The 25352-nt window shown below is 72.0% G+C and carries 23 protein-coding genes; 11 read left to right on the top strand and 12 right to left on the bottom strand.

Annotated features, from left to right (window positions below; all coding sequences use genetic code 11):
• Window positions 1-117 precede the first annotated feature (117 nt).
• Window positions 118-888 carry an ECF subfamily RNA polymerase sigma factor, BldN family gene (locus AMK31_RS13740; protein ID WP_073940730.1) on the bottom strand — a complete coding sequence of 257 codons (771 nt, stop codon included), beginning with the start codon at window positions 886-888 and terminating at the stop codon, window positions 118-120.
• Window positions 889-1304: 416 nt separating this feature from the next.
• Window positions 1305-2231 carry an HAD family hydrolase gene (locus AMK31_RS13735; RefSeq protein ID WP_073940729.1) on the bottom strand — a complete coding sequence of 309 codons (927 nt, stop codon included), beginning with the start codon at window positions 2229-2231 and terminating at the stop codon, window positions 1305-1307.
• Window positions 2232-2337: 106 nt separating this feature from the next.
• Between AMK31_RS13735 and AMK31_RS13730 the strand changes: the two genes are divergently transcribed.
• The 6 genes from AMK31_RS13730 (at window position 2338) to hemB (ending at window position 9086) form a co-directional block, all read left to right on the top strand.
• Window positions 2338-2625: a glutaredoxin family protein gene (locus AMK31_RS13730; RefSeq protein WP_073940728.1), complete on the top strand. Its 288-nt coding sequence runs from the start codon at window positions 2338-2340 to the stop codon at window positions 2623-2625.
• A gap of 189 nt (window positions 2626-2814) precedes the next feature.
• Window positions 2815-3576, top strand: coding sequence for a redox-sensing transcriptional repressor Rex (locus AMK31_RS13725; protein ID WP_073940727.1), 762 nt, complete (start codon window positions 2815-2817; stop codon window positions 3574-3576).
• The gene (locus AMK31_RS13720; protein WP_073940726.1) at window positions 3573-5279 is read left to right on the top strand and encodes a glutamyl-tRNA reductase; all 1707 of its coding nucleotides are present in this window, start codon (window positions 3573-3575) and stop codon (window positions 5277-5279) included. The genes AMK31_RS13725 and AMK31_RS13720 overlap by 4 nt, the downstream gene beginning before the upstream one ends.
• The gene (hemC, locus tag AMK31_RS13715; RefSeq protein WP_073940725.1) at window positions 5276-6235 is read left to right on the top strand and encodes a hydroxymethylbilane synthase; all 960 of its coding nucleotides are present in this window, start codon (window positions 5276-5278) and stop codon (window positions 6233-6235) included. Before AMK31_RS13720 ends, hemC begins: the two co-directional genes overlap by 4 nt.
• Window positions 6232-7947: a uroporphyrinogen-III synthase gene (locus tag AMK31_RS13710; RefSeq protein WP_073940724.1), complete on the top strand. Its 1716-nt coding sequence runs from the start codon at window positions 6232-6234 to the stop codon at window positions 7945-7947. Before hemC ends, AMK31_RS13710 begins: the two co-directional genes overlap by 4 nt.
• Before the next feature lie 146 nt (window positions 7948-8093).
• Complete coding sequence (gene hemB / locus AMK31_RS13705; protein ID WP_073940723.1) at window positions 8094-9086, top strand: porphobilinogen synthase; 993 nt, start codon at window positions 8094-8096, stop codon at window positions 9084-9086.
• Window positions 9087-9108: 22 nt separating this feature from the next.
• Here the strand turns inward: hemB and AMK31_RS13700 are convergent, their stop codons facing one another.
• Window positions 9109-9819 carry a DUF4232 domain-containing protein gene (locus AMK31_RS13700; RefSeq protein WP_073940722.1) on the bottom strand — a complete coding sequence of 237 codons (711 nt, stop codon included), beginning with the start codon at window positions 9817-9819 and terminating at the stop codon, window positions 9109-9111.
• A 214-nt stretch (window positions 9820-10033) separates the two neighbouring features.
• Between AMK31_RS13700 and AMK31_RS13695 the strand changes: the two genes are divergently transcribed.
• Both AMK31_RS13695 and AMK31_RS13690 read left to right on the top strand, forming a co-directional pair.
• Complete coding sequence (locus tag AMK31_RS13695; RefSeq protein WP_073940721.1) at window positions 10034-11419, top strand: transcriptional regulator; 1386 nt, start codon at window positions 10034-10036, stop codon at window positions 11417-11419.
• A gap of 102 nt (window positions 11420-11521) precedes the next feature.
• Window positions 11522-12733 carry an aminotransferase-like domain-containing protein gene (locus tag AMK31_RS13690; protein ID WP_073940720.1) on the top strand — a complete coding sequence of 404 codons (1212 nt, stop codon included), beginning with the start codon at window positions 11522-11524 and terminating at the stop codon, window positions 12731-12733.
• A gap of 7 nt (window positions 12734-12740) precedes the next feature.
• On the opposite strand, the gene AMK31_RS13685 is transcribed toward AMK31_RS13690, so the two are convergent.
• Window positions 12741-13568, bottom strand: a complete 828-nt coding sequence (locus tag AMK31_RS13685; protein WP_073940719.1) for a DUF4253 domain-containing protein — start codon at window positions 13566-13568, stop codon at window positions 12741-12743.
• Window positions 13569-13672: 104 nt separating this feature from the next.
• Complete coding sequence (gene argS / locus AMK31_RS13680; protein WP_073940718.1) at window positions 13673-15445, bottom strand: arginine--tRNA ligase; 1773 nt, start codon at window positions 15443-15445, stop codon at window positions 13673-13675.
• 131 nt (window positions 15446-15576) lie between these two features.
• On the opposite strand from argS, the gene lysS reads away from it, so the two are divergent.
• Window positions 15577-17319, top strand: coding sequence for a lysine--tRNA ligase (lysS, locus tag AMK31_RS13675; RefSeq protein WP_073940717.1), 1743 nt, complete (start codon window positions 15577-15579; stop codon window positions 17317-17319).
• A 68-nt stretch (window positions 17320-17387) separates the two neighbouring features.
• Here lysS and AMK31_RS13670 read toward each other — a convergent pair whose 3' ends face one another.
• The 3 genes from AMK31_RS13670 to AMK31_RS13660 form a co-directional block, all read right to left on the bottom strand.
• Window positions 17388-18641: a DUF2637 domain-containing protein gene (locus tag AMK31_RS13670; RefSeq protein ID WP_241842635.1), complete on the bottom strand. Its 1254-nt coding sequence runs from the start codon at window positions 18639-18641 to the stop codon at window positions 17388-17390.
• A gap of 133 nt (window positions 18642-18774) precedes the next feature.
• Window positions 18775-19650 carry a DUF3558 family protein gene (locus AMK31_RS13665; RefSeq protein ID WP_073940715.1) on the bottom strand — a complete coding sequence of 292 codons (876 nt, stop codon included), beginning with the start codon at window positions 19648-19650 and terminating at the stop codon, window positions 18775-18777.
• A 105-nt stretch (window positions 19651-19755) separates the two neighbouring features.
• A complete protein-coding gene (locus tag AMK31_RS13660; RefSeq protein ID WP_073940714.1) occupies window positions 19756-20586 on the bottom strand; it encodes a hypothetical protein in 831 nt (276 codons plus the stop codon).
• A 181-nt stretch (window positions 20587-20767) separates the two neighbouring features.
• Between AMK31_RS13660 and AMK31_RS13655 the strand changes: the two genes are divergently transcribed.
• On the top strand, window positions 20768-21961 hold the full coding sequence (locus AMK31_RS13655; protein WP_073940713.1) for an RtcB family protein: 1194 nt from the start codon (window positions 20768-20770) through the stop codon (window positions 21959-21961).
• On the opposite strand, the gene AMK31_RS13650 is transcribed toward AMK31_RS13655, so the two are convergent.
• The 4 genes from AMK31_RS13650 to AMK31_RS13640 form a co-directional block, all read right to left on the bottom strand.
• The gene (locus tag AMK31_RS13650; protein ID WP_073940712.1) at window positions 21958-23223 is read right to left on the bottom strand and encodes a GNAT family N-acetyltransferase; all 1266 of its coding nucleotides are present in this window, start codon (window positions 23221-23223) and stop codon (window positions 21958-21960) included. The genes AMK31_RS13655 and AMK31_RS13650 overlap by 4 nt on opposite strands.
• A 26-nt stretch (window positions 23224-23249) precedes the next feature.
• The gene (locus AMK31_RS40670; protein ID WP_158074535.1) at window positions 23250-23423 is read right to left on the bottom strand and encodes a hypothetical protein; all 174 of its coding nucleotides are present in this window, start codon (window positions 23421-23423) and stop codon (window positions 23250-23252) included.
• The gene (locus AMK31_RS13645) at window positions 23420-24190 is read right to left on the bottom strand and encodes an SDR family NAD(P)-dependent oxidoreductase (protein WP_073940711.1); all 771 of its coding nucleotides are present in this window, start codon (window positions 24188-24190) and stop codon (window positions 23420-23422) included. Before AMK31_RS13645 ends, AMK31_RS40670 begins: the two co-directional genes overlap by 4 nt.
• 129 nt (window positions 24191-24319) lie before the next feature.
• Complete coding sequence (locus tag AMK31_RS13640) at window positions 24320-24655, bottom strand: YnfA family protein (protein WP_073940710.1); 336 nt, start codon at window positions 24653-24655, stop codon at window positions 24320-24322.
• Between the two features lie 143 nt (window positions 24656-24798).
• Here AMK31_RS13640 and AMK31_RS13635 point away from each other — a divergent pair, with 143 nt between their 5' ends.
• Window positions 24799-25266 (top strand): hypothetical protein, encoded by a 468-nt coding sequence (locus AMK31_RS13635; protein ID WP_241842634.1) that lies wholly within the window; start codon window positions 24799-24801, stop codon window positions 25264-25266.
• The last annotated feature ends 86 nt before the right edge of the window (window positions 25267-25352 follow it).

Raw genomic sequence — 25352 nt, 5'->3', positions numbered from 1 at the left:
CCGCACAACGAGCGGCGCGGCACTTGGGTTACGGACGGCGGATGATCGGACCGAGAAGCCAACGGACTTTCACCGATGGTGAGTTGGGGACAGCGGAGCGTGCGGGCGTACGGGGGCTCAGCGCGCGTCGTCCGGGAGCAGCCGGGCGAGGGTGCGTACGGCGCGGTACTGGAGGGTCTTGATGGCGCCCTCGTTCTTGCCCATGACCCGGGCGGTCTCGGCGACCGAGAGGCCCTGGAGGAAGCGGAGCGTCACGCACTCCTGCTGCTGGGGGTTGAGCCGCCGTACGGCGTCGAGGAGGGCGGCGTTGGAGAGGGACTCGAGGACGGACTCCTCGGGGGAGCGCTCGACCTCGTTGGCGTCGAGCATCTCGCCGGTGGTCACTTCGAGCCGGAAGCGGCTCGACTTGAAGTGGTCGGCGACCAGGTTGCGGGCGATGGTGACCAGCCAGGCGCCGAAGTCACGGCCCTGCCAGGTGAACGTGCCGATGCGGCGCAGGGCGCGCAGAAAGGTCTCGCTGGTCAGGTCCTCGGCGGTGGCCTTGCCTCCTACGCGGTAGTAGATGTACCGGTACACGGTGTCGCTGTACTGGTCGTAGAGACGGCCGAAGGCTTCGGCCTCGCCGGCCTGGGCGCGCTCCACGAGGTCCATCATCCGGGCGCTGTCGCTGTCGGCGGCCGGGCGGCGCGCGGTGGCGGCGCCGGTTGAACGTCCTCGTCTGCCGACCGCGGCGCTGCCGTCGGCCAGTGCGTAGCACGGGCCGACGGGTGCGGCGGAGGCGAAGACGGGGACGGCGTACGCGGTGGGGACGAAGTCGCGCAGCAGTCGTTGGACTGTTGCGCGCAGCGTAGCCAGGCCCGAGGCGTCAACCCCGACGTGTGGGTACACGGGACTCCCAGAGGCAGAGCTTCCATCACGTGCAGTGCGGGACCGTTCACCCGTCGTAGCGACGGAGGGGTACCGGATTGCGTCTGAGGAGAATAACGCTTCGTGCAGGCGCTGCTACGCCCAGTTGCTCAAATCATCGATTACGTCGCTTCTGTAACCGATTGACGCTCACTCGAGTGCCGCAGAGTGACAGGTTCTTGATCGGAAAGGTTCGGGTTCCGGGTGGGTCCGAGGCGTGTTGTGGCCGGGTGCGGGCAGCCGTGACTGGCCGGGCGTCCGGCTGGGTACGACTGGTGGATTGGCCCCGTCCAGACGGCGTGTCGGCACGCCCCCGGGGCCGGGCGAGGCTAGGCCCCGTCAACCGGATGGGCGCGAGGGCGGCGCAGGCGGCGCAGGCGGCGTCGGCGGGTGGGCGGCTAGCGCCGGCGGCGGTGCATCGCGATGGCGGCGGCCGTGCCGCCGGCCACCGCGCCGACGCCCGCCGCGGCCGGGATGCCGACCTTCGCGGCCTTGCGGCCGGTGCGGTAGTCGCGCAGCCGCCAGTCCTTCTCGCGGGCGTGCTTGCGCAGCTTGCTGTCGGGATTGATCGCGTAGGGGTGGCCGACGAGCGAGAGCATCGGGATGTCGTTGTGCGAGTCGCTGTAGGCGGCGCAGCGGGAGAGGTCCAGGCCCTCCGCGGCGGCCAGCGCGCGCACCGCCTCCGCCTTCGCCGGGCCGTGCAGGGGCTCGCCGACCAGCTTGCCGGTGTAGACGCCGTCGACGGACTCCGCGACGGTGCCGAGCGCGCCGGTGAGGCCGAGGCGGCGGGCGATCACCGTGGCGATCTCCACCGGCGCGGCGGTGACCAGCCACACCCGCTGGCCGGCGTCCAGGTGGGCCTGGGCCAGCGCCCGGGTGCCCGGCCAGATCCGCTCGGCCATGTACTCGTCGTAGATCTCCTCGCCGATCGACCTCAGCTCGGCGACGCGGTGGCCCTTGACGATGGACAGCGCCGAGTCGCGGGCGTCCTGCATGTGCTCGGGGTCCTCGACGCCGGCCAGCCGGAACCAGGCCTGCTGCCAGGCGAACCGGGCGAGGTCGCGGGTCTCGAAGAACTTGCGCTTGTACAGGCCCCGCCCGAAGTGGAACAGGGCGGCGCCCTGCATGACGGTGTTGTCCAGGTCGAAGAAGGCGGCGGCCTTCTCGTCGCCGGGCACCGGGAACTCCGGCTCCTTGCCGGAGACCTCGGGGGTCTCGGCGACCTCGGCGGACTTGCGGGCGGCCTCCGCCGAGGCCTCGCCTGCCAACACGCTCCGCGCCGTGGCGGAGCGCCTACGGGGGGTGAGCCATCCGAGAGCGGCCATGGCGTGAGCATAGCCAGTTTGTTCGGGAGTTCCGTCCGGGGCGAGGTTGGGAGGTTGTGAACTCTCCGGGTCCGAGCCGTTAAGCGGGGGCTCCGGGCGGGCGAGAATGGCCGGTATGAGTCCCATCTTTCGGCGCAGGGCCGCAGCCGCCCCACAGGACCGTCTGGTCACCCTGATCCGCAAGCCCGGCTGCCATCTGTGTGATGACGCACAGATCGTCGTCGAGAAGGTCTGCGGGGAGCTGGGCGTTCCCTGGGAGCAGAAGGACATCACGCAGGACGCTGACCTGCACGAACGCTACTGGGAGCAGATCCCGGTGGTGCTCGTGGACGGGGAGCAGCACACCTTCTGGCGGGTTGGTGAGGAGCGCCTTCGCAAGGCGCTCACGGCTTAGGATCCATGGCTGTCGTGGTCTCGGGGGCGTGGATCGTGAGGAGAGTATTCGGTCGTGACCCCCGTCACGTTGGCCGGGCAAATCGGACACCATCTTTGTGCACGCGTTCACAAAGACATAGCCTGCTTTCGACGGGGCGGTCTGGGGACGCATGACCGCCTGCAGCCCCGCTCTACCCGCAGGAGCACCGTGGCAACTGGCCGAACTCACCGACCGGCGACCCGTAGCCGAGGGATTCCCGAGGCCACCGTCGCCCGGCTTCCGCTGTACCTCCGCGCACTGACCGCGCTCTCCGAGCGCTCCGTGCCGACCGTCTCCTCCGAGGAGCTGGCCGCCGCGGCGGGGGTCAACAGCGCGAAGCTGCGCAAGGACTTCTCGTACCTGGGCTCCTACGGGACGCGTGGCGTGGGCTACGACGTCGAGTATCTCGTGTACCAGATCTCCCGTGAACTCGGCCTCACCCAGGACTGGCCGGTTGTCATCGTCGGTATCGGTAACCTCGGCGCCGCGCTCGCCAACTACGGCGGCTTCGCCTCCCGTGGTTTCCGTGTCGCCGCGCTGATCGACGCCGACCCGGGCATGGCCGGCAAGCCCGTCGCCGGGATCCCCGTGCAGCACACCGACGACCTGGAGAAGATCATCCAGGACAACGGCGTGTCGATCGGCGTGATCGCCACCCCCGCCGGTGCCGCCCAGCAGGTCTGCGACCGGCTCGTGGCCGCCGGGGTCACCTCCATCCTGAACTTCGCGCCGACCGTGCTGTCCGTCCCGGACGGTGTCGACGTGCGCAAGGTGGACCTCTCCATCGAACTCCAGATCCTGGCCTTCCACGAGCAGCGCAAGGCCGGCGAGGAGGCCGCGGGCGAGGCCGCCGTACCCACCGCCGCGAAGCGTGGCGACTCCGCCGACCAGGGGCCCGACGGGGACGTACCCGCCGTGATGCCGGCATGAGCCTCCTCGTCGTCGGTCTGAGCCACCGCAGCGCCCCGGTCAGCGTGCTGGAGCGGGCGGCGCTGAACGCGGACGCGCAGATCAAGCTGGCGCAGGACACCGTCGCCGCCGAGCCGGCCACCGAAGCCGCCGTGCTGGCCACCTGCAACCGCATCGAGCTGTACGCCGACGTGGACAAGTTCCACGCCGGTGTCGCCGAGCTGTCCACGCTGCTCGCCCAGCACAGCGGGGTCGGGCTCGACGAGCTCACTCCGTATCTCTATGTGCACTACGAGGACCGGGCCGTCCACCACCTGTTCTCGGTGGCCTGCGGACTGGACTCCATGGTCGTCGGCGAGGGCCAGATCCTCGGCCAGATCAAGGACTCCCTGGCCCGCGCCCAGGAGCTGCACACCGCCGGCCGGCTGATCAACGACCTGTTCCAGCAGGCCCTGCGGGTCGGCAAGCGCGCGCACTCCGAGACCGGCATAGACCGCGCCGGGCAGTCCCTGGTCACCTTCGGGCTGGAGCAGCTGGCCGTCGGCACGCCCGTCGAGGACTGGGCGCGCGGCAAGAAGGCCCTGGTGATCGGAGCCGGGTCGATGTCCTCGCTGGCCGCCGCGACGCTCGCGCGTGCCGGGGTCGCCGAGGTCGTCGTCGCCAACCGCACCCAGGAGCGCGCCGAGCGCCTGGCGCAGATCCTCACCGAGGCCGAGGACACGGACGTGTCGGCCCGCGCGGTACCGATGGACGCGGTGCCGGCCGAGCTGACACGTGCCGACATCGCCGTCTCCTGCACCGGCGCGACCGGTCTGGTGCTCGGCGCCGAGACGGTCGCCGCCGCGGTCGAGGGCCGCACCGGCGCGCCGGCGGCGGACGCCGGCCCGGACCGCCGTACGACGGACAAGGCGGCGGGCGTACGGCCCGCCACCCCGCTGCCGCCCACCAGCGTCGGCACCGAGGACGGATGTCCGCTGGACCTGTCGGCGCCCGGCTTCTCCGTGATGGGCGAGGCCGCCGTGGCCGGGATGGACGCGGCGACGCTGGAGCAGCACGCCGCCTGGGTCGCGGGTGCCCCGGCCGAGCGCCGGGACACCGTCCGGCGGAGGCCCGAGGCGGACGCCGAGCTGATCGGCGCGCTGGCCGCGACGGCCGCGACCGTCGGCCGGATCCCGGAGCGGCGCAAGCCCGAACCCGTGGCCGCCGAGCGCCCCGAGCCCGTGCTCTTCCTGCTCGACCTCGCCATGCCGCGCGACATCGACGCGGCCGTGCACCGGCTGGCCGGGGTGCGGCTGGTCGACATCGAGTCGCTGGCGGAAGCCTCCGCCGACGCCCCGATGGCGGCCGACGTCGACCAGGTCCGCCGTATCGTTTCGGACGAGGTGGCGGCCTTCGGCGCGGCGCTGCGGGCCGCGCACATCACCCCGACCGTCGTCGCGCTGCGCACGATGGCCGCCGATGTCGTCGCCGCGGAGATCGCCCGGCTGGACGGGCGGCTGCCCGGCCTCGACGACAAGCAGCGCGGCGAGATCCGGCAGACCGTGCACCGCGTCGTCGACAAGCTGCTGCACGCGCCGACCGTCCGGGTCAAGCAGCTCGCGGCCGAGCCCGGCGGCGCCGGGTACGCGGACGCGCTGCGCACCCTGTTCGACCTCGACCCCGAGACGGTGGCCTCCGTCTCCCGCGCCGAGGACAGCACCGAGAAGAACCGAGGGCCACGATGAGTGAGAAGGCGCTGAGGCTCGGGACCAGGCGGAGCAAGCTCGCCATGGCCCAGTCCGGGCAGGTCGCGGACGCCGTGAGCCAGGTGACCGGGCGGCCCGTCGAACTGGTCGAGATCACCACGTACGGCGATGTCTCCCGTGAGTCGCTGGCGCAGATCGGCGGCACGGGAGTGTTCGTGACCGCGCTGCGCGACGCGCTGCTGCGGGGCGAGGTCGACTTCGCGGTGCACTCGCTGAAGGACCTGCCGACCGCGCAGCCCGAGGAGCTGGTCATCGCCGCCGTACCGGTGCGCGAGGACCCGCGTGACGTGATCGTCGCCAAGGACGCGCTGAAGTTCACCGACCTGCCGCGCGGCGCGCGCATCGGCACCGGTTCGCCGCGCCGCATGGCGCAGCTGAACGCGTACGCCCGCGCCCACGGACTCGACATCGAGTGCGTGGCGATCCGCGGGAACGTCGACACCCGGATCGGATTCGTCCGGAACGGTGAGCTGGATGCCGTGGTGCTGGCCGCCGCCGGAATGAACCGGATCGGCCGCAGCGAGGAAGTGACCGACTTCCTGTCGGTCGACACCGTTTTGCCCGCCCCCGGCCAGGGGGCCCTGGCGATCGAGTGCACCGCGGACAACGCGGACCTCATCGCCGCGCTCGCGGAACTCGACGACCCGCACACGCGGGCCGCCGTGACCGCCGAGCGGTCACTGCTCGCCGCCCTGGAGGCCGGCTGCAGCGCCCCGGTGGGCGCGCTGGCCGACCTTCTGGCCGACGGGCAGATTGTCAAGGAAATGCGCCTGCGGGGCGTCGTCGGCACGACCGACGGCACCGCGCTGGTGCAGCTGTCCACCACCGGTCCCGTGCCCCAGACGCACGACCAGGCAGTGGCGCTCGGCCGTGACCTCGCGGACCGGATGCTTGCCCAGGGCGCGGCCGGTCTGATGGGGGAGCGAGCACAGTGAGCCCCACCACCCTTCCCGCCGGTCCGGAACACGGGCACGTCACCTTCCTGGGTGCCGGACCCGGAGATCCGGGACTGCTGACACTGCGCGCCGTGGAGGCGCTGGCGAACGCGGACGTCCTCGTCGCCGAGCACGATGTGCTCGACGTCGTACGTGTCCACGCCAGGCCGGGCGTGTCCGTGGTGAACACGGACACGGACCCCGCGGATCCTTCCGCGGACCAGCGTCCGGGCACGGGCACGCCTCAGCTGACGGTCGTTGACGGCACGTCAACAACCGTCGGGGTCCCCGCAGAACGGGATGCGGCACATCTTGTCATGGAGGCCGCACGGGGCGGCAGGCGGGTCGTGCGTGCGGTGTCCGGCGACCCCGGACTCGACGCGTACGCCGCCGAGGAGATGCTCGCCTGCGCCGCCGCCGGGGTGCCCTTCGAGGTGGTGCCCGGCGTCGCCGCCGCCGTCGGCGTGCCCGCGTACGCCGGTGTGCCGCTGCGCGACGCGCAGGGCGCGGACGTGCGGTTCGTGGACGCGCGCACGGCGTCGGACCGGTGCTGGACGGAGGTCGGCGCGTCCGACGGGACCGTGGTCGTGTCGACCACGCTCGACTCCGTGGCCGCGGCGGCGGGAGAGCTGGTGGCCGCGGGCCGCAAGCCCGATACGCCGCTGACGGTGACGGTCGCCGGTACGACGACCCGGCAGCGCACCTGGACCGCCACCCTCGGCACCATCGCCCAGACGCTGAAGCAGGCCAAGGTGCTGCCCTCGCCCGAGGGCGGCCGGCCGGTGATAGCCGTGGTCGGTGAGCGTTCCGCCGCCGCCCAGCGCGACCAGCTGTCGTGGTTCGAGTCCAAGCCGCTGTTCGGCTGGAAGGTGCTCGTGCCGCGTACGAAGGAGCAGGCGGCGTCGCTCTCCGACCAGCTGCGGTCCTACGGTGCCGTGCCGCACGAGGTGCCGACCATCGCGGTCGAGCCGCCGCGCACGCCCCAGCAGATGGAACGGGCGGTCAAGGGTCTGGTGACCGGCCGCTACGAGTGGATCGCCTTCACGTCGGTCAACGCGGTGAAGGCCGTCCGGGAGAAGTTCGAGGAGTACGGGCTCGACGCCCGTGCCTTCGCCGGGATCAAGGTCGCCGCAGTCGGCGAGCAGACCGCGAAGGCGCTGATCGCCTTCGGCGTGAAGCCGGACCTGGTGCCGAGCGGCGAGCAGTCGGCCGCGGGCCTGCTGGAGGACTGGCCGCCGTACGACCCCGTGTTCGACCCGATCGACCGCGTCTTCCTGCCGCGTGCCGACATCGCGACCGAGACGCTCGTCGCCGGGCTCATCGAGCTGGGCTGGGAGGTCGACGACGTCACCGCCTACCGGACCGTGCGCGCCTCGCCGCCGCCGGCGGAGACGCGTGAGGCGATCAAGGGCGGCGGGTTCGACGCGGTGCTGTTCACGTCGTCGTCGACCGTGCGGAACCTGGTCGGCATCGCCGGCAAGCCGCACAACGTCACGGTGATCGCCTGTATCGGCCCGGCCACGGCGAAGACGGCCGAGGAGCACGGGCTGCGGGTCGACGTCATGGCGCCCGAGCCGTCCGTCCACAAGCTGGCCGAGGCGCTGGCCGCGTTCGGGATGCGGCGGCGCGAGGCTGCGCTGGAGGCCGGGGACCCGGTGACCCGGCCTAGCGAGCGGCGGCCGGGGGCGCGGCGACGGAGGTCCACGACCTAGGCCGGGTCCGCGGGGCCGGATGCCTGACCGAGGCTGCGTGACAGCTCGTACCGCTGTCGCGCGGTCTTGGCGTGTCTGGGTGCCGGGTGGCCGCTGCCGACGTCGCGTCGGCAAAGGTGCCGGTGGGCGGGCGTAGCGTAGACGGCATGACGAAGTACGGATCCTTCCCCGGGACGCGTCCGCGTCGGCTGCGTACCAGCCCCGTCATGCGGCGCATGGTCGCCGAGACCCGGCTGCATCCGGCCGACTTCATCCTGCCCGCGTTCGTGCGGGAGGGTGTGAGCGAGCCGGTTCCGATCGCCGCGATGCCGGGGGTCGTCCAGCACACGCGGGACAGTCTCAAGAAGGCCGCCGCCGAGGCGGTGGAGGCCGGGATCTCCGGGATCATGCTGTTCGGCGTGCCGGAGGAGGCCAAGAAGGACGCGGTCGGGACGCCGGGGACCGACCCCGACGGGATTCTGCAGGTCGCCATCCGCGACGTGCGGGCCGAGGTCGGGGACGAACTGCTCGTCATGTCCGACCTGTGCCTCGACGAGACCACGGATCACGGGCACTGCGGAGTGCTCGACGAGCACGGCCGCGTCGACAACGACGCCACCCTCGAGCGGTACGCCGAGATGGCGCAGGTCCAGGCCGACGCCGGGGCCCACGTGGTCGGCCCCAGCGGGATGATGGACGGCCAGATCGGCGTCATCCGGGACGCGCTCGACCAGATCGGCCGTGAGGACGTCGCCGTCCTCGCGTACACCGTGAAGTACGCCTCCGCCTTCTACGGCCCCTTCCGGGAGGCCGTCGCGTCCTCGCTCCAGGGCGACCGCAAGACCTACCAGCAGGACCCCGCCAACGTGCGCGAGTCGCTGCGCGAGCTCGCCCTCGACCTGGAGGAGGGGGCCGACATGGTGATGGTCAAGCCCGCCGGGCCCTACCTCGACATCCTGGCGCGGGTCGCGGACGCGGTGGACGTGCCGGTCGCCGCCTACCAGATCTCCGGCGAGTACTCGATGATCGAGGCCGCCGCCGAGAAGGGCTGGATCGACCGGGACCGGGCCATCCTGGAGGCGCTGACCGGCATCAAGCGGGCCGGCGCGCGCAACATCCTCACCTACTGGGCCACCGAGGTGGCCCGCAAGCTGGACTGACGCCCCGGGTCCGGGACCGGGGTCAGTTCAGGGCGTCCTCCATCGAGGACTGCCAGTACGTCACCGCCAGCGAGCTGTCGTAGTAGAGGCCGTCGGCGGGCAGCGACGGGGTCGCGGAGGCGCCTCCGTCGCTGTTCGGCGTGCCGCCCTGGAAGGCGACGGTCAGCTTGTGGCCGGTCGTGCCGCCGTCGCCGCTGCCGTCCGCCGCGGAGAGCCGTACGCCCGCGTAGCCCGACTCGCCCGGGGCGAGCGTCGGTACGGCCTGCGGCTTGGTCTCCGGCCAGGCCTGGGGCACCCACTGCATCTCGTCGAAGCGGAGCACCGGGTAGTACATCAGGTTGCAGGGCTTCGAGCCGGTGTTGGTGACCGTGATCAGCATGTGGTTCAGGGGGCGCGGGACGGGCTGCGCGGTGACCTTGGTGTTGGAGCCGTTGCAGATCGTGCGCACCGGGCCGTCGTCGCCATCGGCGGCGGGGCTGGGGGTGGCGGCAGGCGTCTGCTTCGGGGTGCTCTCCGGCTGCCCGGGCTTCGTCGCGTCCGGGGCCTCCTGCGTCGCCTCCGGCGCCTTTGCGGTGCCCGACGGTCCCGACGGGGCCGACGGGTTCGCCGTCGAGGCCGGCGCCGACGCGCCCTCGTCCCGTGCTCCCGTGCCGTTGTCGCAAGCGGTGAGCGCGAGGGCGGTGAGGGCGGCGCCGGTGGCGGCGAGGACACGGGTGCGGCGGAAGATGCGCATGGCTGATTCCTTTGCATGCAAGTGAGTTGAGGCGAGCCGCTCGACCGGGTGCCGGGAGCGGCGTGCTTGGATGACTGAAGCCTGCGCGGCGATCCGTCCCGGCTGCCAGACCCGGCGGACGATCAGGGACGCTGGAACGCTCGCAATGGCTCTGACCTGGGGGAACGGTCATTCCCTGGAACGCGGGAATGGGACATGGGGGAGCGGAGGAACGGTGTCGGAGGACTTCGCGGCGCTGCTGCGCGAGCTGAAGGAGCGCTCGGGGCTCAGCTACGGGACGCTCGCCAAACGGCTCCACATGAGCACGTCGACACTGCACCGGTACTGCAACGGGGACGCCGTCCCGGCCGACTACGCGCCCGTGGAGCGGCTGGCCCGCGCCTGCAAGGCGTCACCGGAGGAACTGGTCGAACTGCACCGGCGCTGGGTGCTGGCGGACGCGACCCGGAGGCGCAGGGCGGCTCCCGCCGAGGTACGGCAGCCGGAGCGGCCGGCGGACGCCCAGCGGACCGCGAGCGCCGAGCAGCCTGTGAGCGGCGAGCAACCTGCGAGCGTCGAGGAGCCGGTGCGCGTCGGGGAGCCCGCGACCGCCGACGAGCCCGCGCGCGTCGCGGAATCCCCGAGCGGCGAGCAGCCGTCCGCGCCGAGCGCCGAGCGGCCTCGCTCCCGTCGCCGTACCGCGCTCCTCGCCGGCGTGTCCGTGGCCGCCGTGCTCGGTGCCGTCGTGCTCGCCGTGAGTCTGCCGGCCGGGGACGCGGACGACGGGCGGGGCAGGTCCGTCGGTGCCGCCTCGTCCGCCGACGGTGGGGCGCGGGCGTCCGCGGAGCCGTCCGGCACCGCCTCGCCCTCGGCGTCCCGCTCCGCCGGGGAGAAGGACGGCCGCGAGAAGGAGGACAAGCCGGCCTCCTCGGGCGGCTCCAGCCCGTCCGCGAGCGCCGGTTCCGGTGCCGGTGCCGGTGTCGCGCCCGCGCAGGGCGACGAGCCCGCGTCCGGCGTCCCGCTCACCGTCGTCACCCGCCCGTACGCCTGGGAGGACCCCTGCTCCCAGCACTATCTGATCGACAGCCCTCCGGACGCGGTGCATCCGCCGCCGACGGAGCAGGACGCGCCCGCCTGGGTCGCGGCGGAGCGGGCGGTGTCGTCGGGTGAGCAGTATGTGACGCTCACCGTGCAGGGCACCGGTGCGGAGACGGTCGTCCTCGACAGCCTGAAGGTGCGGGTGGTGGGCCGGGGCGCGCCGCTGCCCTGGAACGACTACGCGATGGGCGTCGGCTGCGGCGGGAGCGTGCCGAAGCGGCCGTTCACCATCGCGCTGGACGCGGCACGGCCGACGGTCGAGGCCGTGGCGGGCGGCCGGGACTTCCCGCTGAAGGTGAGCGAGTCGGACCCGGAGGCCATCCACATCACGGCCGACGCCTCGGCGTACGACGTGCGGTGGTACCTGGAACTGGCCTGGAGCAGCGGATCGCGCAGCGGCACGCTGCGGATCGACGACGAGGGCAAGCCGTTCCGCACCAGCGGCAACAACGGCCGTCCCGCGTACGACTTCCCGCTGGGCGGCTCCGGCTGGGGCGAGGCGGCGGTGGAGAACGGAGAGTAGGCGTCCGTATCGCGGAAACACATGTGTAGACGGCAGCTATCTCTCTAGGGTGCGGTTCCAGGACTTGAAACCGTCGTTCCGACGTACCCAAGGAGCCGCACCGTGAGCCTCGTCGCCGAGTCAGCGTCCACCGCGTCCGTCCCGCCCCTCGCCGCCCGGGTGAGCGCCGTCGGCGGTTCGCCGGTACGGGACATCCTGGCGGTCACCGCCCGTCCCGAGGTGATCAACTTCGCGGGCGGGCTGCCGGCACCGGAGCTGTTCGACGCGGAGGGCGTCGCGGCGGCCTACCGGGACGTCCTGGCCGAGACGCCCGCGCGGGCGCTGCAGTACTCCACGACCGAGGGCGAGCCCACGCTGCGGGCCGCGCTCGCCGCCCGGACGAGCCGGCGCGGGCTGGCCACCGGCCCCGACGACGTGCTCGTCACCACCGGTTCGCAGCAGGCGCTGTCCCTGCTGGCGACCGCGCTGATCGAACCGGGGGACACCGTCCTGGTCGAGAACCCCTGCTACCTGGCGGCCCTTCAGGTGTTCGGCTTCGCGGGCGCCCGGGTCGTGCCCGTGCCGGGCGACGCGGACGGGATGGACCCGCGGGCGCTGGAGGAACTGGTGGTGCGGGAGCGGCCCAAGCTGCTCTACACCGTGCCCACCTTCCAGAACCCGACCGGCCGCACCCTGCCCGCCGACCGCAGGGCCGCGATCGCCGCGGTCGCCGCCCGCCGGGGCCTGTGGATCGTCGAGGACGACCCGTACGGCGAGCTGCGGTTCGAGGGCGAGCGGGTGCCGTGGATCGCCTCCTACGAGGACGCCGCGGACCGGACCGTGCTGCTCGGCTCCTTCTCCAAGGTCATGGCGCCGGGCCTGCGGCTCGGCTGGCTGCGGGCGCCCGCCGGGCTGCTGCGGGCCTGCGCGGTCGCCAAGCAGGCCGCCGACCTGCACACCCCGACCGTCAACCAGCTCGCCGCGGCCCGCTACCTGGCCGACCGCGACCTCGACGCCCATGTGGCGCGGGTGGCCGGGGCCTACGGCGAGCGCCGCGACGCGATGCTCGCCGGGCTGCCGGACGCGCTGCCGGAGGGCTCGGTCTGGAACCGGCCCGAGGGCGGCATGTTCCTCTGGGCGCGGCTGCCGGAGCCGTACGACACGACCGCCCTGCTGCCGAAGGTGGTCGAGCAGGACGTGGCCTACGTGCCCGGCGCCCCCTTCCACGCCGGTGAGCCCGACCGGTCGACCCTGCGGCTGTGCTTCGTGACGCAGACGCCGGAGGAGATCGGGGAGGGGCTGCGGCGGCTGGGCCGGGGGCTCGGGGTGGCCTGAGCGCGGGTCAGTCCCACCAGAAGGACCAGGTGCGGGCGCCGGTCAGCTCCTCGGCGTAGGCGCCCACACTGCGGGAGTGGGCGAGGTTGTCCGGGCAGAACGCGAAGTGCTCGGCGGCCAGGGCCTCGGCGTCCGCCCGGGTGACGGGCGGGGCGGCGACGGACACGACGAGGGTGTCGAAGCCGAGCGCGACGACGCGTATCCCGAAGCGGTCCTCCCAGGAGCGCAGGACCGCGCACAGGCGGGCGACGTCGTTGTCGTGGTTGAGCGGGCCGGACCAGCCGACGGCGGCGGGGATGTCGGCCGAGCGGCGGGCCGGGACGAGGGCCAGGTGCGGTGCGCGGGGCCAGTCGCGCGAGCCGTCGGACAGCGTGTCGGCGACCTGGGCGGCGCAGGTGCCGGGGTCGATGGTGAGCCGGCCGGCGGGGGCGAGGCCGGGCCAGTCCGGGCCGAACGGCGCCAGGAAGTCCCGCGGTTCGGAGTCTTCGGAGTCCTCGTCGTCCTCGTCGCCCTCCCAGTACTCCGCGAGCACGTCCTCCGCGTCGTGGTCACCGGGATACGACACGTCGGCCGGCGCCAACTGCCACTTCTCCGGGCCACCCTGACGGTCGCCCAGGTCGACGAGGACCGGCAGCAGCCCCACGCGTGCCGCCGGTCCGCCGAGCGCGGTCCAGTGCCCGGGCGCGGCGGGCGTGTCGGCGTGCCACAGCAGCGGCTCGGGCCACGGCCCGTCGTCCGTCGCGTCGATCAGCCTGCCGGGCGGCAGTTGAAGCCCCAGGGACCGCCCGCTGGGGTCGGTGGTCAGCCGGGGCAGTGGGTTCGGAAGCGTCGCCATGCCGAGGACTGTAGGGCCGCCCACTGACAACGGCCTCGAACGCCGAACGGCGCGGTGACCGACCGCCGGTCACCGCGCCGCTTCCAGGCTTCACAAGGCCGGGATCAGAGCCGTTCGGGCGTCCGGATGCCCAGCAGGGCCATGCCCCGGTGGAGGGTGCGGGCGGTCACGTCACACAGGAACAGCCGGTTCTCGACCTGCTCCGGCGTCTCGGCCTTCAGCACCGGGCACTTGTCGTAGAACGAGGTGTACAGGGAGGCGAGCTGGTAGAGGTAGGCGGCCAGCTTGTGCGGGGCGTACTCCGTCGCCGCCTCGTTCACCGTCTCCGCGAACCCGTCCAGGTGCAGGCCCAGCGCCCGCTCCGCCGCGTGCAGCTCCAGCTCCGGGCGGGCGGCGGGGCGGACCTCGCCGGCCTTGCGGAGGATGGACTGGATACGGGCGTACGCGTACTGCAGGTAGACGGACGTGTCGCCGTTCAGCGAGACCATCTGGTCCAGGTCGAACTTGTAGTCCCGGTTCGCCGACGTCGACAGGTCCGCGTACTTCACCGCGCCGATGCCCACCTGGGCGCCCCGCTCGGCGATCTCCTCCTCGGAGAGGTCCTGCGCCTTCTCCCGCACGACGGCGGAGGCGCGGTCGACAGCCTCGTCGAGCAGGTCGACCAGCCGGACCGTCTCGCCCTCACGCGTCTTGAACGGCTTGCCGTCCTTGCCGAGGACCGTGCCGAAGGCCAGCTGGAACGCCTTCACGTCGTCGTTCAGCCAGCCGGCCCGGCGGGCGGTCTCGAAGACCATCTTGAAGTGCAGGGACTGCCGGGCGTCGACCACGTAGACCAGCGAGTTCGCCTTCAGGTTGAAGACGCGGTCGCGGATCGCGGACAGGTCGGTCGCCGCGTAGCCGTAGCCGCCGTCCGACTTCTGGACGATCAGCGGGACCGGGTTGCCGTCCGGGCCCTTGACGTCGTCGAAGAAGACGCACAGGGCGCCCTCCGAGCGGACCGCCACGCCGGACTCCTCCAGGAGGCGGCAGGTCTCCGCGAGCATGTCGTTGTAGCCGGACTCGCCGACGATGTCCGGGTCCCGGACCTCCATGTCCAGCTTCTCGAAGACGGAGAAGAAGTAGATCTTCGACTCGTCGACGAACTTCTGCCAGATGGCCAGCGTGTGCTCGTCGCCGGCCTGGAGGTCGACCACCCGGCGCCGGGCGCGGGTCTTGAACTCCTCGTCGGCGTCGAACTTCTTCCGCGCCGCCTTGTACAGCCGGTCCAGGTTCGACATGGCCTCCTCGCCGGAGGCCTGGAGGTCGTCGCTCGCCTTGTGGTCCAGCTCGTGCGGGTGCTCGTCCAGGTACTGGATGAGCATGCCGAACTGGGTGCCCCAGTCGCCGATGTGGTGCCGCCGGATCACGTTCTCGCCGGTGAACTCGAGCAGCTGGACGACCGAGTCGCCGATCACCGCGGAACGCAGGTGGCCGACGTGCATCTCCTTCGCCACGTTCGGCTGGGCGTAGTCGATGACGGTGGTGCCCGGGTGCTCCGCCTGCGGCACGCCCAGGCGGCCCGTGTCGTCGGCGTAGCGCGCGGCGAGGTTCCGCGTGATCGCCTTGTCGGCGATCGTGATGTTGAGGAAGCCGGGGCCGGAGACCTCGACGTCCTCGATCACCTCACCGGTGACGATCCGGGAGACGACCTGAGTCGCCAGCTCCCGCGGGTTCGCCTTCGCCTTCTTGGCCAGCGCCAGGATGCCGTTGGCCTGGAAGTCGGCCCGGTCGCTTCGTCGCAGCAGCGGGTCCGCGCCGGCGGCCTCCGGCAGGGTGGCCGAGAGGGCGGACGCGAGGTGCTGCTGGACGGAGTCGCTGAGGGACGTGACCGAGGCCATAGGTGGGGTGCCGTTCTCCTCGAGGGGATCGATAGACACGGCCAGTATCCCATGGGGGGTAAAGCCGTTTTCCCGGGCACGAGGCGGTCTGGGAGAATGGGTCAACCATCAAGCCTTCAGTAAAAGAGGACGTGCCGATCGTGGCTCAGAGCACCGAGACCACCGACTGGGTCTCCCGTTTCGCGGATGAGGTCATCGAGGAGTCGGAGCGTCGGGCCCCGGGCAAACCGGTCGTCGTCGCGTCCGGGCTGTCCCCGTCCGGCCCCATCCACCTGGGGAACCTGCGCGAGGTCATGACCCCGCACCTGGTCGCCGACGAGATCCGGCGGCGCGGCCGGCAGGTCCGCCACCTGATCTCCTGGGACGACTACGACCGCTACCGCAAGGTGCCCGCCGGTGTCACCGGCGTCGACGAGACCTGGGCGGAGCACATCGGCAAGCCGCTGACCTCCGTGCCGGCGCCGAAGGGCTCGCCGTACCCGAACTGGGCCGAGCACTTCAAGGCGGCCATGATCGAGGCGCTGGGCGAGCTGGGCGTCGAGTTCGACGGGATCAGCCAGACCGAGCAGTACACCTCCGGCGTGTACCGGGAGCAGATCCTGCACGCCATGAAGCACCGCGGTGACATCGACGCGGTCCTCGCGCAGTACCGGACCAAGCCGAAGGCGGCGAAGAAGCAGTCGCAGAAGCCGGTCGACGAGGCAGAGCTGGAGGCCGCCGAGGGCTCCGGCGCCGCGTCCGAGGACGACGGCAGCTCCGGCTCCGCCGGGTACTTCCCGTACAAGCCGTACTGCGGCAACTGCGAGAAGGACTTCACCACCGTCACCGCCTACGACGACACCACCACCGAGCTGACGTACGCCTGCACCACCTGCGGCTTCTCGGAGACCGTCCGGCTGAACGAGTTCAACCGCGGCAAGCTGGTCTGGAAGGTCGACTGGCCGATGCGCTGGGCGTACGAAGGCGTGATCTTCGAGCCGAGCGGTGTCGACCACTCCTCCCCGGGCTCCAGCTTCCAGGTCGGCGGCCAGATCGTCGGCATCTTCGGCGGCAAGCAGCCCATCGGCCCGATGTACGCCTTCGTCGGCATCTCCGGCATGGCGAAGATGTCGTCGTCGAAGGGCGGCGTGCCCACCCCCGCCGACGCGCTGAAGATCATGGAGCCGCAGCTCCTGCGGTGGCTGTACGCCCGGCGCAAGCCCAACCAGTCCTTCAAGATCGCCTTCGACCAGGAGATCCAGCGGCTCTACGACGAGTGGGACAAGCTCGACGCCAAGGTCGCCGACGGCACCGTGCTGCCCGCCGACGCCGCCGCGCACTCCCGCGCGGTGCGCACCGCCGCCGGTGAGCTGCCGAAGACGCCGCGCCCGATGCCGTACCGGACCCTCGCGTCCGTCGCCGACATCACCGCCGGCCACGAGGACCAGGCGCTGCGCATCCTCAGCGAGCTCGACCCCGAGCAGCCGCTCGGCTCCCTCGACGAGGTGCGGCCCCGGTTCGACAAGGCCGAGTCCTGGATCAACACCCAGGTGCCCGCCGACCAGCGGACCATCGTCCGTGACGAGCCCGACCTCGACCTGCTGAAGTCCCTCGACGAGCAGGCGCAGGGCTCGCTCCGGCTGCTGCTCGACGGGCTCGCCGAGCACTGGTCGCTGGACGGCCTCACCCACCTCGTCTACGGCGTGCCGAAGGTGCAGGCCGGGTTCTCCGCCGACGCCACGCCGAAGGAGCTGCCGCCGGAGATCAAGACGGCCCAGCGGTCGTTCTTCGCGCTGCTGTACCACCTGCTGGTCGGCCGGGACACCGGTCCGCGGCTGCCCACGCTGCTGCTGGCGGTGGGACAGGAGCGGGTGCGGCGCCTGCTCGGCGAGTAAGCCGTTCTGCACGAAGGAGGGGGCGCCCGGTGTTCGCCGGGCGCCCCCTCCTTCGTCGTGTGCGGGCGTTACGCGATGTGGTCCTCTTCCAGCTCCGCGTTGAAGCGCTGCTGGAAGCGGTCCGAGAGCGCCTTCAGGGCACTCGGGGCCAGCTTGATGCCGTACGTCGCCTCGATGTTGTCGCCGAGGACGCCGGGCGTGGGGAAGCTGCCGTCTATCGACTGGCGGAACACCTGGTAGTACGCCTCCTCGTCCGGCTCCGGCGTGCCGCCGCCCTCGCCGAGTTCGCGGGTGCGGCCCGGGACGACCGGGATGGGGAAGCTGCCGGTGTCCTCCGGGGCGGGTAGCGGGTCCGGCTCCTCCTGGTACTGGTCCTCGTACTCCTCGGCCTGCCGCTGCTCCTCGTACCACTGGGCGTACGCGGCGTCCGGGTCGTAGTTCGGGTCGTAGCCGCCCTGGTACTGCACCGCCTGCGGGTCCCGGGCCTGCAGCCACGGGTTCTGGTCGGCCGCGGGGTCGCCGGGCTGCTGCCCCGCGCGGCCGTTGCCGACCAGCTCCGGGCGCTGCCCGCCGGGCACCGCGCCCATCCGCGCCGGCCCGTCGCCGCGACTGCCCGCGGCGACCTCGGCCGGCTGCGGCGCCGACGGGATCAGGGCCGGTTCGATGCCGGCCGCCGCCAGGCCCGCCGGGGCGGTCTCCGCGAGGGGCACGCCGTAGCGGGCCAGGCGCAGCGGCATCAGGGACTCCACCGGGGCCTTGCGGCGCCAGCTCCGGCCGAAGCGGGAGCGCAGCCGGGCCTGGTAGACGAGACGTTCCTGCTCCAGCTTGATGACCTGGTCGTAGGAGCGCAGCTCCCACAGCTTCATCCGGCGCCACAGCAGGAAGGTGGGCACCGGCGAGAGCAGCCAGCGGGTGAGGCGGACGCCCTCCATGTGCTTGTCGGCCGTGATGTCGGCGATCCGGCCGATCGCGTGCCGGGCCGCCTCGACCGCCACCACGAACAGCACCGGGATCACCGCGTGCATACCGACGCCCAGCGGGTCCGGCCAGGCGGCGGCACCGTTGAAGGCGATGGTTGCCGCGGTCAGCAGCCAGGCCGTCTGCCGCAGCAGCGGGAAGGGGATCCGGATCCAGGTGAGGAGCAGATCCAGGGCGAGCAGGACGCAGATGCCCGCGTCGATGCCGATCGGGAACACATAACTGAAGTTCCCGAAGCCCTTCTTGATGGCGAGCTCGCGCACGGCGGCGTACGAACCCGCGAAGCCGATGCCCGCGATGATCACGGCACCGGCCACGACCACGCCGATGAGAACGCGGTGCATCCGTGTCAGCTGTATGGGCGCGGCCACCCGTACTCCCCTCCCACTGCGTGTTGTTGCGCGCAACAGAGTGGCACACCTGTGCGGAGAACGAGTGGCCGGACCGTGCGGGGCTGCGCTTTCGTGACCTCGGGGGTCAGCTCTTCTTCGCCGGGGTCTTGGACGAAGTGGCCGCCTTGGACGGGGACTTCGACGCGGACTGGGACGGCGCCTTGGACGCGCTCGGCGCCTTCGACGAGGTGCTGCCCTTGCCCGTCTCGGCCTCGTTCGCCTCGGTCACGGCGGCGACCACCTCCTTGGCGGCCTTCGTCGCGTCCTTCATCAGCTCGCCGGCGTCCGGGGTCTTCTCGCCGGCCAGGCCCGCGCCGTTGTAGTCGAGGGTGACGACCACGTTCTCCACGCGGACGACGATCGTCTGCTGCTTGAAGGAGCCTTCCTTCTTCTTCAGGTCGTAGCGCACCGCCGTCGCCTGGTCACCGGTGCCGGTGAGCGGCTCGGCCTTGGTGTTCTTCGCGTCCTTCACCGACCGCGCGTCGGTGACCTGCTTCGCGTAGTACTCCCGCGCCAGCTCGTCCGCCGAGCCGCGCGTCGCGTCGGACTCGAAGCGCAGCAGGGAGACGTTCAGCCAGCGGAACTGCGAGCCGTCCACGCCGTTGTTGTCGAGGCTGTCCCAGGAGCAGTTGCTCCGCGACGAGGTGTCGTCCGAGTTGCCTTCCTTGCCCGACTTCGCACCCTTCGGGACAAGTTCGCCCAGCGTCTTCTTCGACAGCACGTCACACGGATCCGGCAGCGTCCGGTACGCCGCCGCCTGCACCGTCGGCGACGGGCTCGCCGACGCGCTCGCGCTCTCGGACGCCTTCTTCGCGTCGTCGCCGGAGCCGGAGTCCGAGGAGCAGCCGGCGGCGAGCAGGATCGCGGGGACGGCGGCGGCGGAGACAAGGACGCGGTTCAGACGCCCGGCTCGTACATCACGCTGGTGCTGTGCTCGTCGCTGCATGGTTCCTTCACTCATGACGCTCTGTTCCTGCCGTCGGATCGGGTCCGAGGGGTCACGGTACGCGGTGAGGGAACCGCGCGGTTCCCGTTCGGCTGATGAGCCGACCGCCGGGGCGGGCCGTCAACCGGCCAGCGAGTCGTCCAGTTGAGAGGCCAGTTTCCGGGCCCTGTCCTGCATTTCCTCGCTGTCCGGGACCATGCCGACGGTCGCCGCCTGCTCCTCGTACTTGACGGTCACGATGACGTTCGACGTGCGGAACACCACAGTCACCGTCCGCTGCTTGGCCGTCGAACCGGCGCTGCTCAGCTCGTCGTCCAGGAACGCCTCGTCACCGAGGTCGTCGAGGACGCGGGGCTGAAGACCGGTCGGGGTGGCGCTCGGCGAAGGGCTGGAGGAGCCGGAGGGTGACGCGGACGCGGAGGACGCGGAGCTGGACGCGCTCGGCTTGCCGGAGGGGCTGCCGGACGGGCTCGAGGGTGCCTCCGACGGGGCGGACGTCGTCGGCGCCGGCAGGTCGGCCTCCGCCTGGCGTGCCGCGAAGAGCTGCTGGGCCTGGTCGTCGTCGCTGACCGCGTTGTCGTACGACACCACCCGCTCCAGGTCCACGAACAGATGGTCCGTGGCCGTCGCGGACGGCACCTGCCAGCGGCAGCCGATCTTGCGGTCGTTGTCGAAGGTGAGCGTGGCCTCGCCCGCGTAGGCCTTCTCGCGCTGCTCCTCGTCGGCGATCTGCGGGATGCCCGGCAGCAGGGAGTCGAGGGTGTCCTCGTCGACCCTGCACGGCTCCGGCAGGGTGCGGTAGCGGCCCGGCTCGGCGGTCTGGGTGACCGCGGAGCCGCCGTCGGGGTTGGCGTCGTCCGTGCCGCCGCCGTCGTCCGAGCCGCCGGTGCAGCCGGCCAGCAGGGCCGCGAGGAGCGCGGCGATGCCGGATACGTAGGCCTTCCGCTGCACGGTCAGGCTCCTCTCGACGGTGGTAAATCGGTTGCCGGGCCGATGACTGCCCTGGACACAATGTGTATCGCACGCACAGCCGTGGACGCCGGTCCGTTGCCCCTTTCATCGACCTTGGCACCGGTTTTTGCGATTCGAGAATTCCATTTGCTTTGTCGTATCTGACGGGGGATGAGCAGTTATGTCGTATGTGGAGATACCGGGCGCGAAGGTGCCGATCCGGATGTGGACCGACCCCGCGACGGTCGAGGAGGGCGCCCTCCAGCAGCTCCGCAACGTCGCCACCCTGCCGTGGATCAAGGGCCTCGCGGTCATGCCGGACGTCCACTACGGCAAGGGCGCGACCGTCGGCTCCGTCATCGCCATGCAGGGCGCCGTGTGCCCCGCGGCGGTCGGCGTGGACATCGGCTGCGGGATGTCGGCGGTGAAGACGTCGCTGACCGCCAACGACCTCCCGGGGGACCTGTCCCGGCTGCGGTCGAAGATCGAGCAGGCGATCCCGGTCGGGCGGGGGATGCATGACGACCCCGTCGACCCCGGTCGGCTGCACGGGTTCGGCACGGCCGGGTGGGACGGGTTCTGGGGGCGGTTCGACGGAGTGGCCGAAGCGGTCAAGTTCCGTCACGATCGCGCCGAGAAGCAGATGGGAACGCTCGGATCGGGCAACCATTTTGTCGAGGTGTGTCTCGACACGACCGGTGCGCTCTGGCTGATGCTCCACTCCGGCTCCCGCAACATCGGCAAGGAACTCGCCGAGCACCACATCGGCATCGCCCAGAAGCTCCCGCACAACCAGGGCCTGGTCGACCGCGACCTCGCCGTCTTCGTCGCGGACACCCCGCAGATGGCGGCCTACCGCAACGACCTGTTCTGGGCGCAGGAGTACGCCAAGTACAACCGCTCGATCATGATGGCGCTCCTCAAGGACGTGGTCCGCAAGGAGTTCAAGAAGGCCAAGCCGACCTTCGAGCAGGAGATCTCCTGCCACCACAACTACGTGGCGGAGGAGCGGTACGAGGGCATGGACCTGCTCGTGACCCGTAAGGGCGCGATCCGGGCCGGCTCCGGCGACTACGGGATCATCCCGGGCTCGATGGGCACGGGCTCGTACATCGTGAAGGGCCTCGGCAACGACAAGTCCTTCAACTCCGCGTCCCACGGCGCGGGCCGGCGCATGAGCCGCAACGCGGCCAAGCGCCGGTTCACGACGAAGGACCTGGAGGAGCAGACGCGGGGCGTGGAGTGCCGTAAGGACTCCGGTGTGGTGGACGAGATCCCGGGCGCCTACAAGCCGATCGAGCAGGTCATCGACCAGCAGCGGGACCTCGTCGAGGTCGTCGCGAAGCTCAAGCAGGTCGTCTGCGTGAAGGGTTAGCCGAGCCGCTTCTCCAGCAGGGTCACCGCGTACGGGCTGCCCGAGCCGTCCGTCTTGGCCTGCTGTTCGCCGACCGTCGTGTAGCCCGCCGACTCGTAGTACGCGCGCAGGCGGGGGTTGGTGGTCAGGCAGTCCAGGCGGCTGTAGGGGCGGGACGCGGCCTCGATGCGGGACTCGGCGTGGGCGAGGAGGGTGCGGCCCGTGCCGGGTGGGGCGAGGTGGGGGACCGTCATCAGGCGGTGGATGTAGCCGGCGTCCGCGGGGCGCGGGCCCCAGGCCGCCGGGTCGGTCCACCACAGCTCGTAGGCGCCGGCCAGGTGGCCGTCGGCGTGGGCCAGCCAGACCTCGCCCTCGCTCACACGGGTACGGAAATGGGCCTCGTCCTTCTCGCCGGGCTTCCACTGGTCGATGCCGCGGGCCAGCTGCCACAGGGCGGCCGTGTCGCGCAGGCGGACCAGGAGGGGCGCGTCGGCGTCCGTCGCCCGGCGGAAGCTGAGGGCCGGGTGGTCGGCCGGGGGTGCCTCCAGGAGGTGGGTGCGGAGGGTCGCCGCGAGGGCGTCCGCGTCCAGGGAGAGCGACTTCTCGACGTAGTTCTCGACCGAGCCGTACCGGTCCTTCAGGGCTGCCAGGAACAGGCGCATCACCGCTTCAGGGGCGCGGGCGAAGCCCGGCCAGGTGGGGGTGCGGCCCTCGTTGCGGGCCGACCACTCCGCGAGGAGCGCCGGGGTCGCCAGTTCGGTGAGGCTGAAGTCCTCGACGACCGTGGGCTCGTCGACGCCGAGCAGGGTCAGGACGAGGGCCGCGATCTCGCCCGTGCGGTCCTTGCCGGAGGCGCAGTGGAAGACCAGCGGGGTGTCCGAGCGCGCCGCGTCGGCGATGACCTCCAGCGCCCGGCGGATCTCCTCGGTGCCGTCCTCGGCGACCTCCATGAACCGTTCGGCGAGGTAGGGCCCGGGGTCGATGTCGGCGGTCAACGCGGCCTGGTCGTACGGGCGGTGCTCGATGCTGAGGTTGTGGTAGGCGAAGGACGGGTGCTCGGGGATCCGGCCGCGGGCGTCGATCTCCCAGGGGTGGCGCAGGTCGATCACCGCGCCGACGCCCAGGGACAGGAACCGGTCCCAGTCGGGGGTGCCGGGGGTGAGCTTGCCGAGGGAGTCGGAGCGGTAGAGGCGGCCGGGGCGGACGCGCAGGCCGTCCGCTGTCGAATAGCCGCCCAGGTCGCGGAAGTTGTGCAGACCGGCGAAAGGTATGTGTCTGTCCACGAGTGGTGAGCCTACGGGCCCGTCGATCACTTGGACGTGGCGTGGGTCACCGCGTAGATCATCACGAAGGCGATGAAGTGGATGCCGAAGAGGAAGTAGGCGAGCCACATCCACATGTGGCGCTCGCCGTACTTCTCCCTGGAGCGGCGGGCCGCCCGCTGCTCCTCCGGTTCCGGTCCGGGCGGCCCGTCGGTTGTCACGGGGTTTCCCGGTGCAGCTTGGTGTTGGACGCCTGGGCGCGGGGGCGGACGACCAGCAGGTCGATGTTGACGTGGCTGGGGCGGGTCACCGCCCAGGTGATGGTGTCGGCGACGTCGTCCGCGGTCAGCGGGTCCGCGACGCCCTCGTAGACCTTCGCCGCCCGCTCGCTGTCGCCGCCGAACCGGGTGAGGGCGAACTCGTCGGTCTTGACCAGGCCGGGCGCGACCTCGATGACGCGGACCGGGCGGCCGACGATCTCCAGGCGCAGGGTCTCGGCGAGGACGTGGGCGCCGTGCTTGGCGGCGACGTAGCCCGCGCCGCCCTCGTACGTGCCGTGGCCGGCGGTCGAGGACACGACCACCACCGTGCCGTCGCCGCTCGCCTCCAGCTTGGGCAGCAGGGCCTGGGTGAGGTTGAGGGTGCCGATGACGTTGGTCTCGTACATCTGCCGCCAGTCGGCGGGGTCGCCGCTCTCCACCGGGTCGAGGCCGAGCGCGCCGCCCGCGTTGTTGACCAGGACGCCGACGCTCTTGAAGGCGGTGGCGAACTCGTCGACGGCCGCGCGGTCGGTGACGTCGAGCTGGTAGGCGGTCGCGGAGTGGCCGGCCGCGGTGATCTCCTCGGCCAGCGCCTCGATGCGGTCCTTGCGGCGGGCGGTCAGTACGACGCGGTAGCCGGCCGCGGCGAGCTGCCGGGCGGTGGCGGCACCGATTCCGCTGCTCGCCCCGGTGACGACGGCGATGCGGGACGCGGCGGCGGGGGTCATACGGCTGCTCCTCTGACGGGGTGTGCGGTGCGGTGGCCGGCGGTGCGGGAGGTGCTTCCGGCCAGGATAGGCGGGGTGCCCGGCGGGGGTGCGGGGGGCCGGTCCCGGCGCGGGCCGGGGCCGTGCGGTTCACTCGCCGCGCGGCGCCCACATGATCACGGCCATGCCGGCGAGGCAGATCAGCGCTCCGACGACGTCCCAGCGGTCGGGCCGGTAGCCGTCGGCGATCACGCCCCACAGGATGGATCCGGCGACGAAGATCCCGCCGTACGCGGCGAGGACGCGGCCGAAGTGGGCGTCGGGCTGGAAGGTGGCGACGAATCCGTACGCGCCGAGGGCGAGCACGCCGCCGGTCACCCACAGCCAGCCGCGGTGCTCCCGCAGGCCCTGCCAGATCAGCCAGGCGCCGCCGATCTCGAAGAGGGCGGCGACGACGAAGAGGGCTGCGGAGCGGAGGACGAGCATGCCGGTCAGCTTGGCACGGCCCCGCGTGCCGGGGTCCGGCCGGTGTCACCTGTTGGAGGGCGCCTGCCGGGTCCGCCGCGTGGGATACATCCGTCCTGGGAGCCGTACGGCGGCGCCATGAGCGGCGGATGAGGAGTGGTGGCATGGGCGCGCGAGGGTTCGTCGCGGGTACGGCGGTGCTGGCGGCGCTGGCGGTGGCCGCGCCCGGTGTCGCGCGGGCGGGGGAGGCGGAGGCGGACCTGGCGTATCACGGGGCGGCGGTGCTGGCCGGCGGATGGCTCGACGTGCGGTTCGTGCCGCGCAACCACGGTCCGGCGGCCGTGCCGGAGGCGACGGTGCGGCTGCGCTGGTCGGCGGCGCTGGAGGACCGGCAGTGGCTGCCCGGCGGCTGTGCGCGGGCGGGGGAGCGGACGGTGCTGTGCCGGATCGCCGCGGTGCCGGCGCAGGGGCTGGGCGAGCAGCTGCGGCTGCGGGTGCGGCTGGCCGGGGAGCCGTCCGAGGTGCTGGCGGAGATCGACACGGTGTGGGGCGGCGGCACGGTGGACCCGAACCGGGACAACGACCGGCGGCGGGTGCTGGTGCTGGACACCGGGGACACGTACTACTTCTGATGTTTTACCGCTGATCGCTTCCGGGCGGTTTACTGGGGCCGACGGACAGGTGGGGCAGGCGGGGTCGTGGGGAGGGCTGGTCCAGA

It is taken from the genome of Streptomyces sp. TSRI0107, assembly GCF_001905845.1.
GTDB lineage: Bacteria > Actinomycetota > Actinomycetes > Streptomycetales > Streptomycetaceae > Streptomyces.
This window is presented reverse-complemented; position numbering and strand designations above follow the sequence as displayed.

Coding starts and splice junctions, on each gene's coding strand:
- AMK31_RS13655 (WP_073940713.1), top strand. CDS start 20,768: ATGTCGTATGTGGAGATACCGGGCGCGAAGGTGCCGATCCGGATGTGG.
- AMK31_RS13670 (WP_241842635.1), bottom strand. CDS start 18,641: ATGCACCGCGTTCTCATCGGCGTGGTCGTGGCCGGTGCCGTGATCATC.
- AMK31_RS13665 (WP_073940715.1), bottom strand. CDS start 19,650: ATGAGTGAAGGAACCATGCAGCGACGAGCACAGCACCAGCGTGATGTA.
- AMK31_RS13720 (WP_073940726.1), top strand. CDS start 3,573: ATGAGCCTCCTCGTCGTCGGTCTGAGCCACCGCAGCGCCCCGGTCAGC.
- AMK31_RS13735 (WP_073940729.1), bottom strand. CDS start 2,231: ATGGCCGCTCTCGGATGGCTCACCCCCCGTAGGCGCTCCGCCACGGCG.
- AMK31_RS13730 (WP_073940728.1), top strand. CDS start 2,338: ATGGCCGGTATGAGTCCCATCTTTCGGCGCAGGGCCGCAGCCGCCCCA.
- AMK31_RS13700 (WP_073940722.1), bottom strand. CDS start 9,819: ATGCGCATCTTCCGCCGCACCCGTGTCCTCGCCGCCACCGGCGCCGCC.
- argS (WP_073940718.1), bottom strand. CDS start 15,445: ATGGCCTCGGTCACGTCCCTCAGCGACTCCGTCCAGCAGCACCTCGCG.
- AMK31_RS13635 (WP_241842634.1), top strand. CDS start 24,799: ATGGGCGCGCGAGGGTTCGTCGCGGGTACGGCGGTGCTGGCGGCGCTG.
- AMK31_RS13640 (WP_073940710.1), bottom strand. CDS start 24,655: ATGCTCGTCCTCCGCTCCGCAGCCCTCTTCGTCGTCGCCGCCCTCTTC.
- hemC (WP_073940725.1), top strand. CDS start 5,276: ATGAGTGAGAAGGCGCTGAGGCTCGGGACCAGGCGGAGCAAGCTCGCC.
- AMK31_RS13685 (WP_073940719.1), bottom strand. CDS start 13,568: ATGGCGACGCTTCCGAACCCACTGCCCCGGCTGACCACCGACCCCAGC.
- hemB (WP_073940723.1), top strand. CDS start 8,094: ATGACGAAGTACGGATCCTTCCCCGGGACGCGTCCGCGTCGGCTGCGT.
- AMK31_RS13645 (WP_073940711.1), bottom strand. CDS start 24,190: ATGACCCCCGCCGCCGCGTCCCGCATCGCCGTCGTCACCGGGGCGAGC.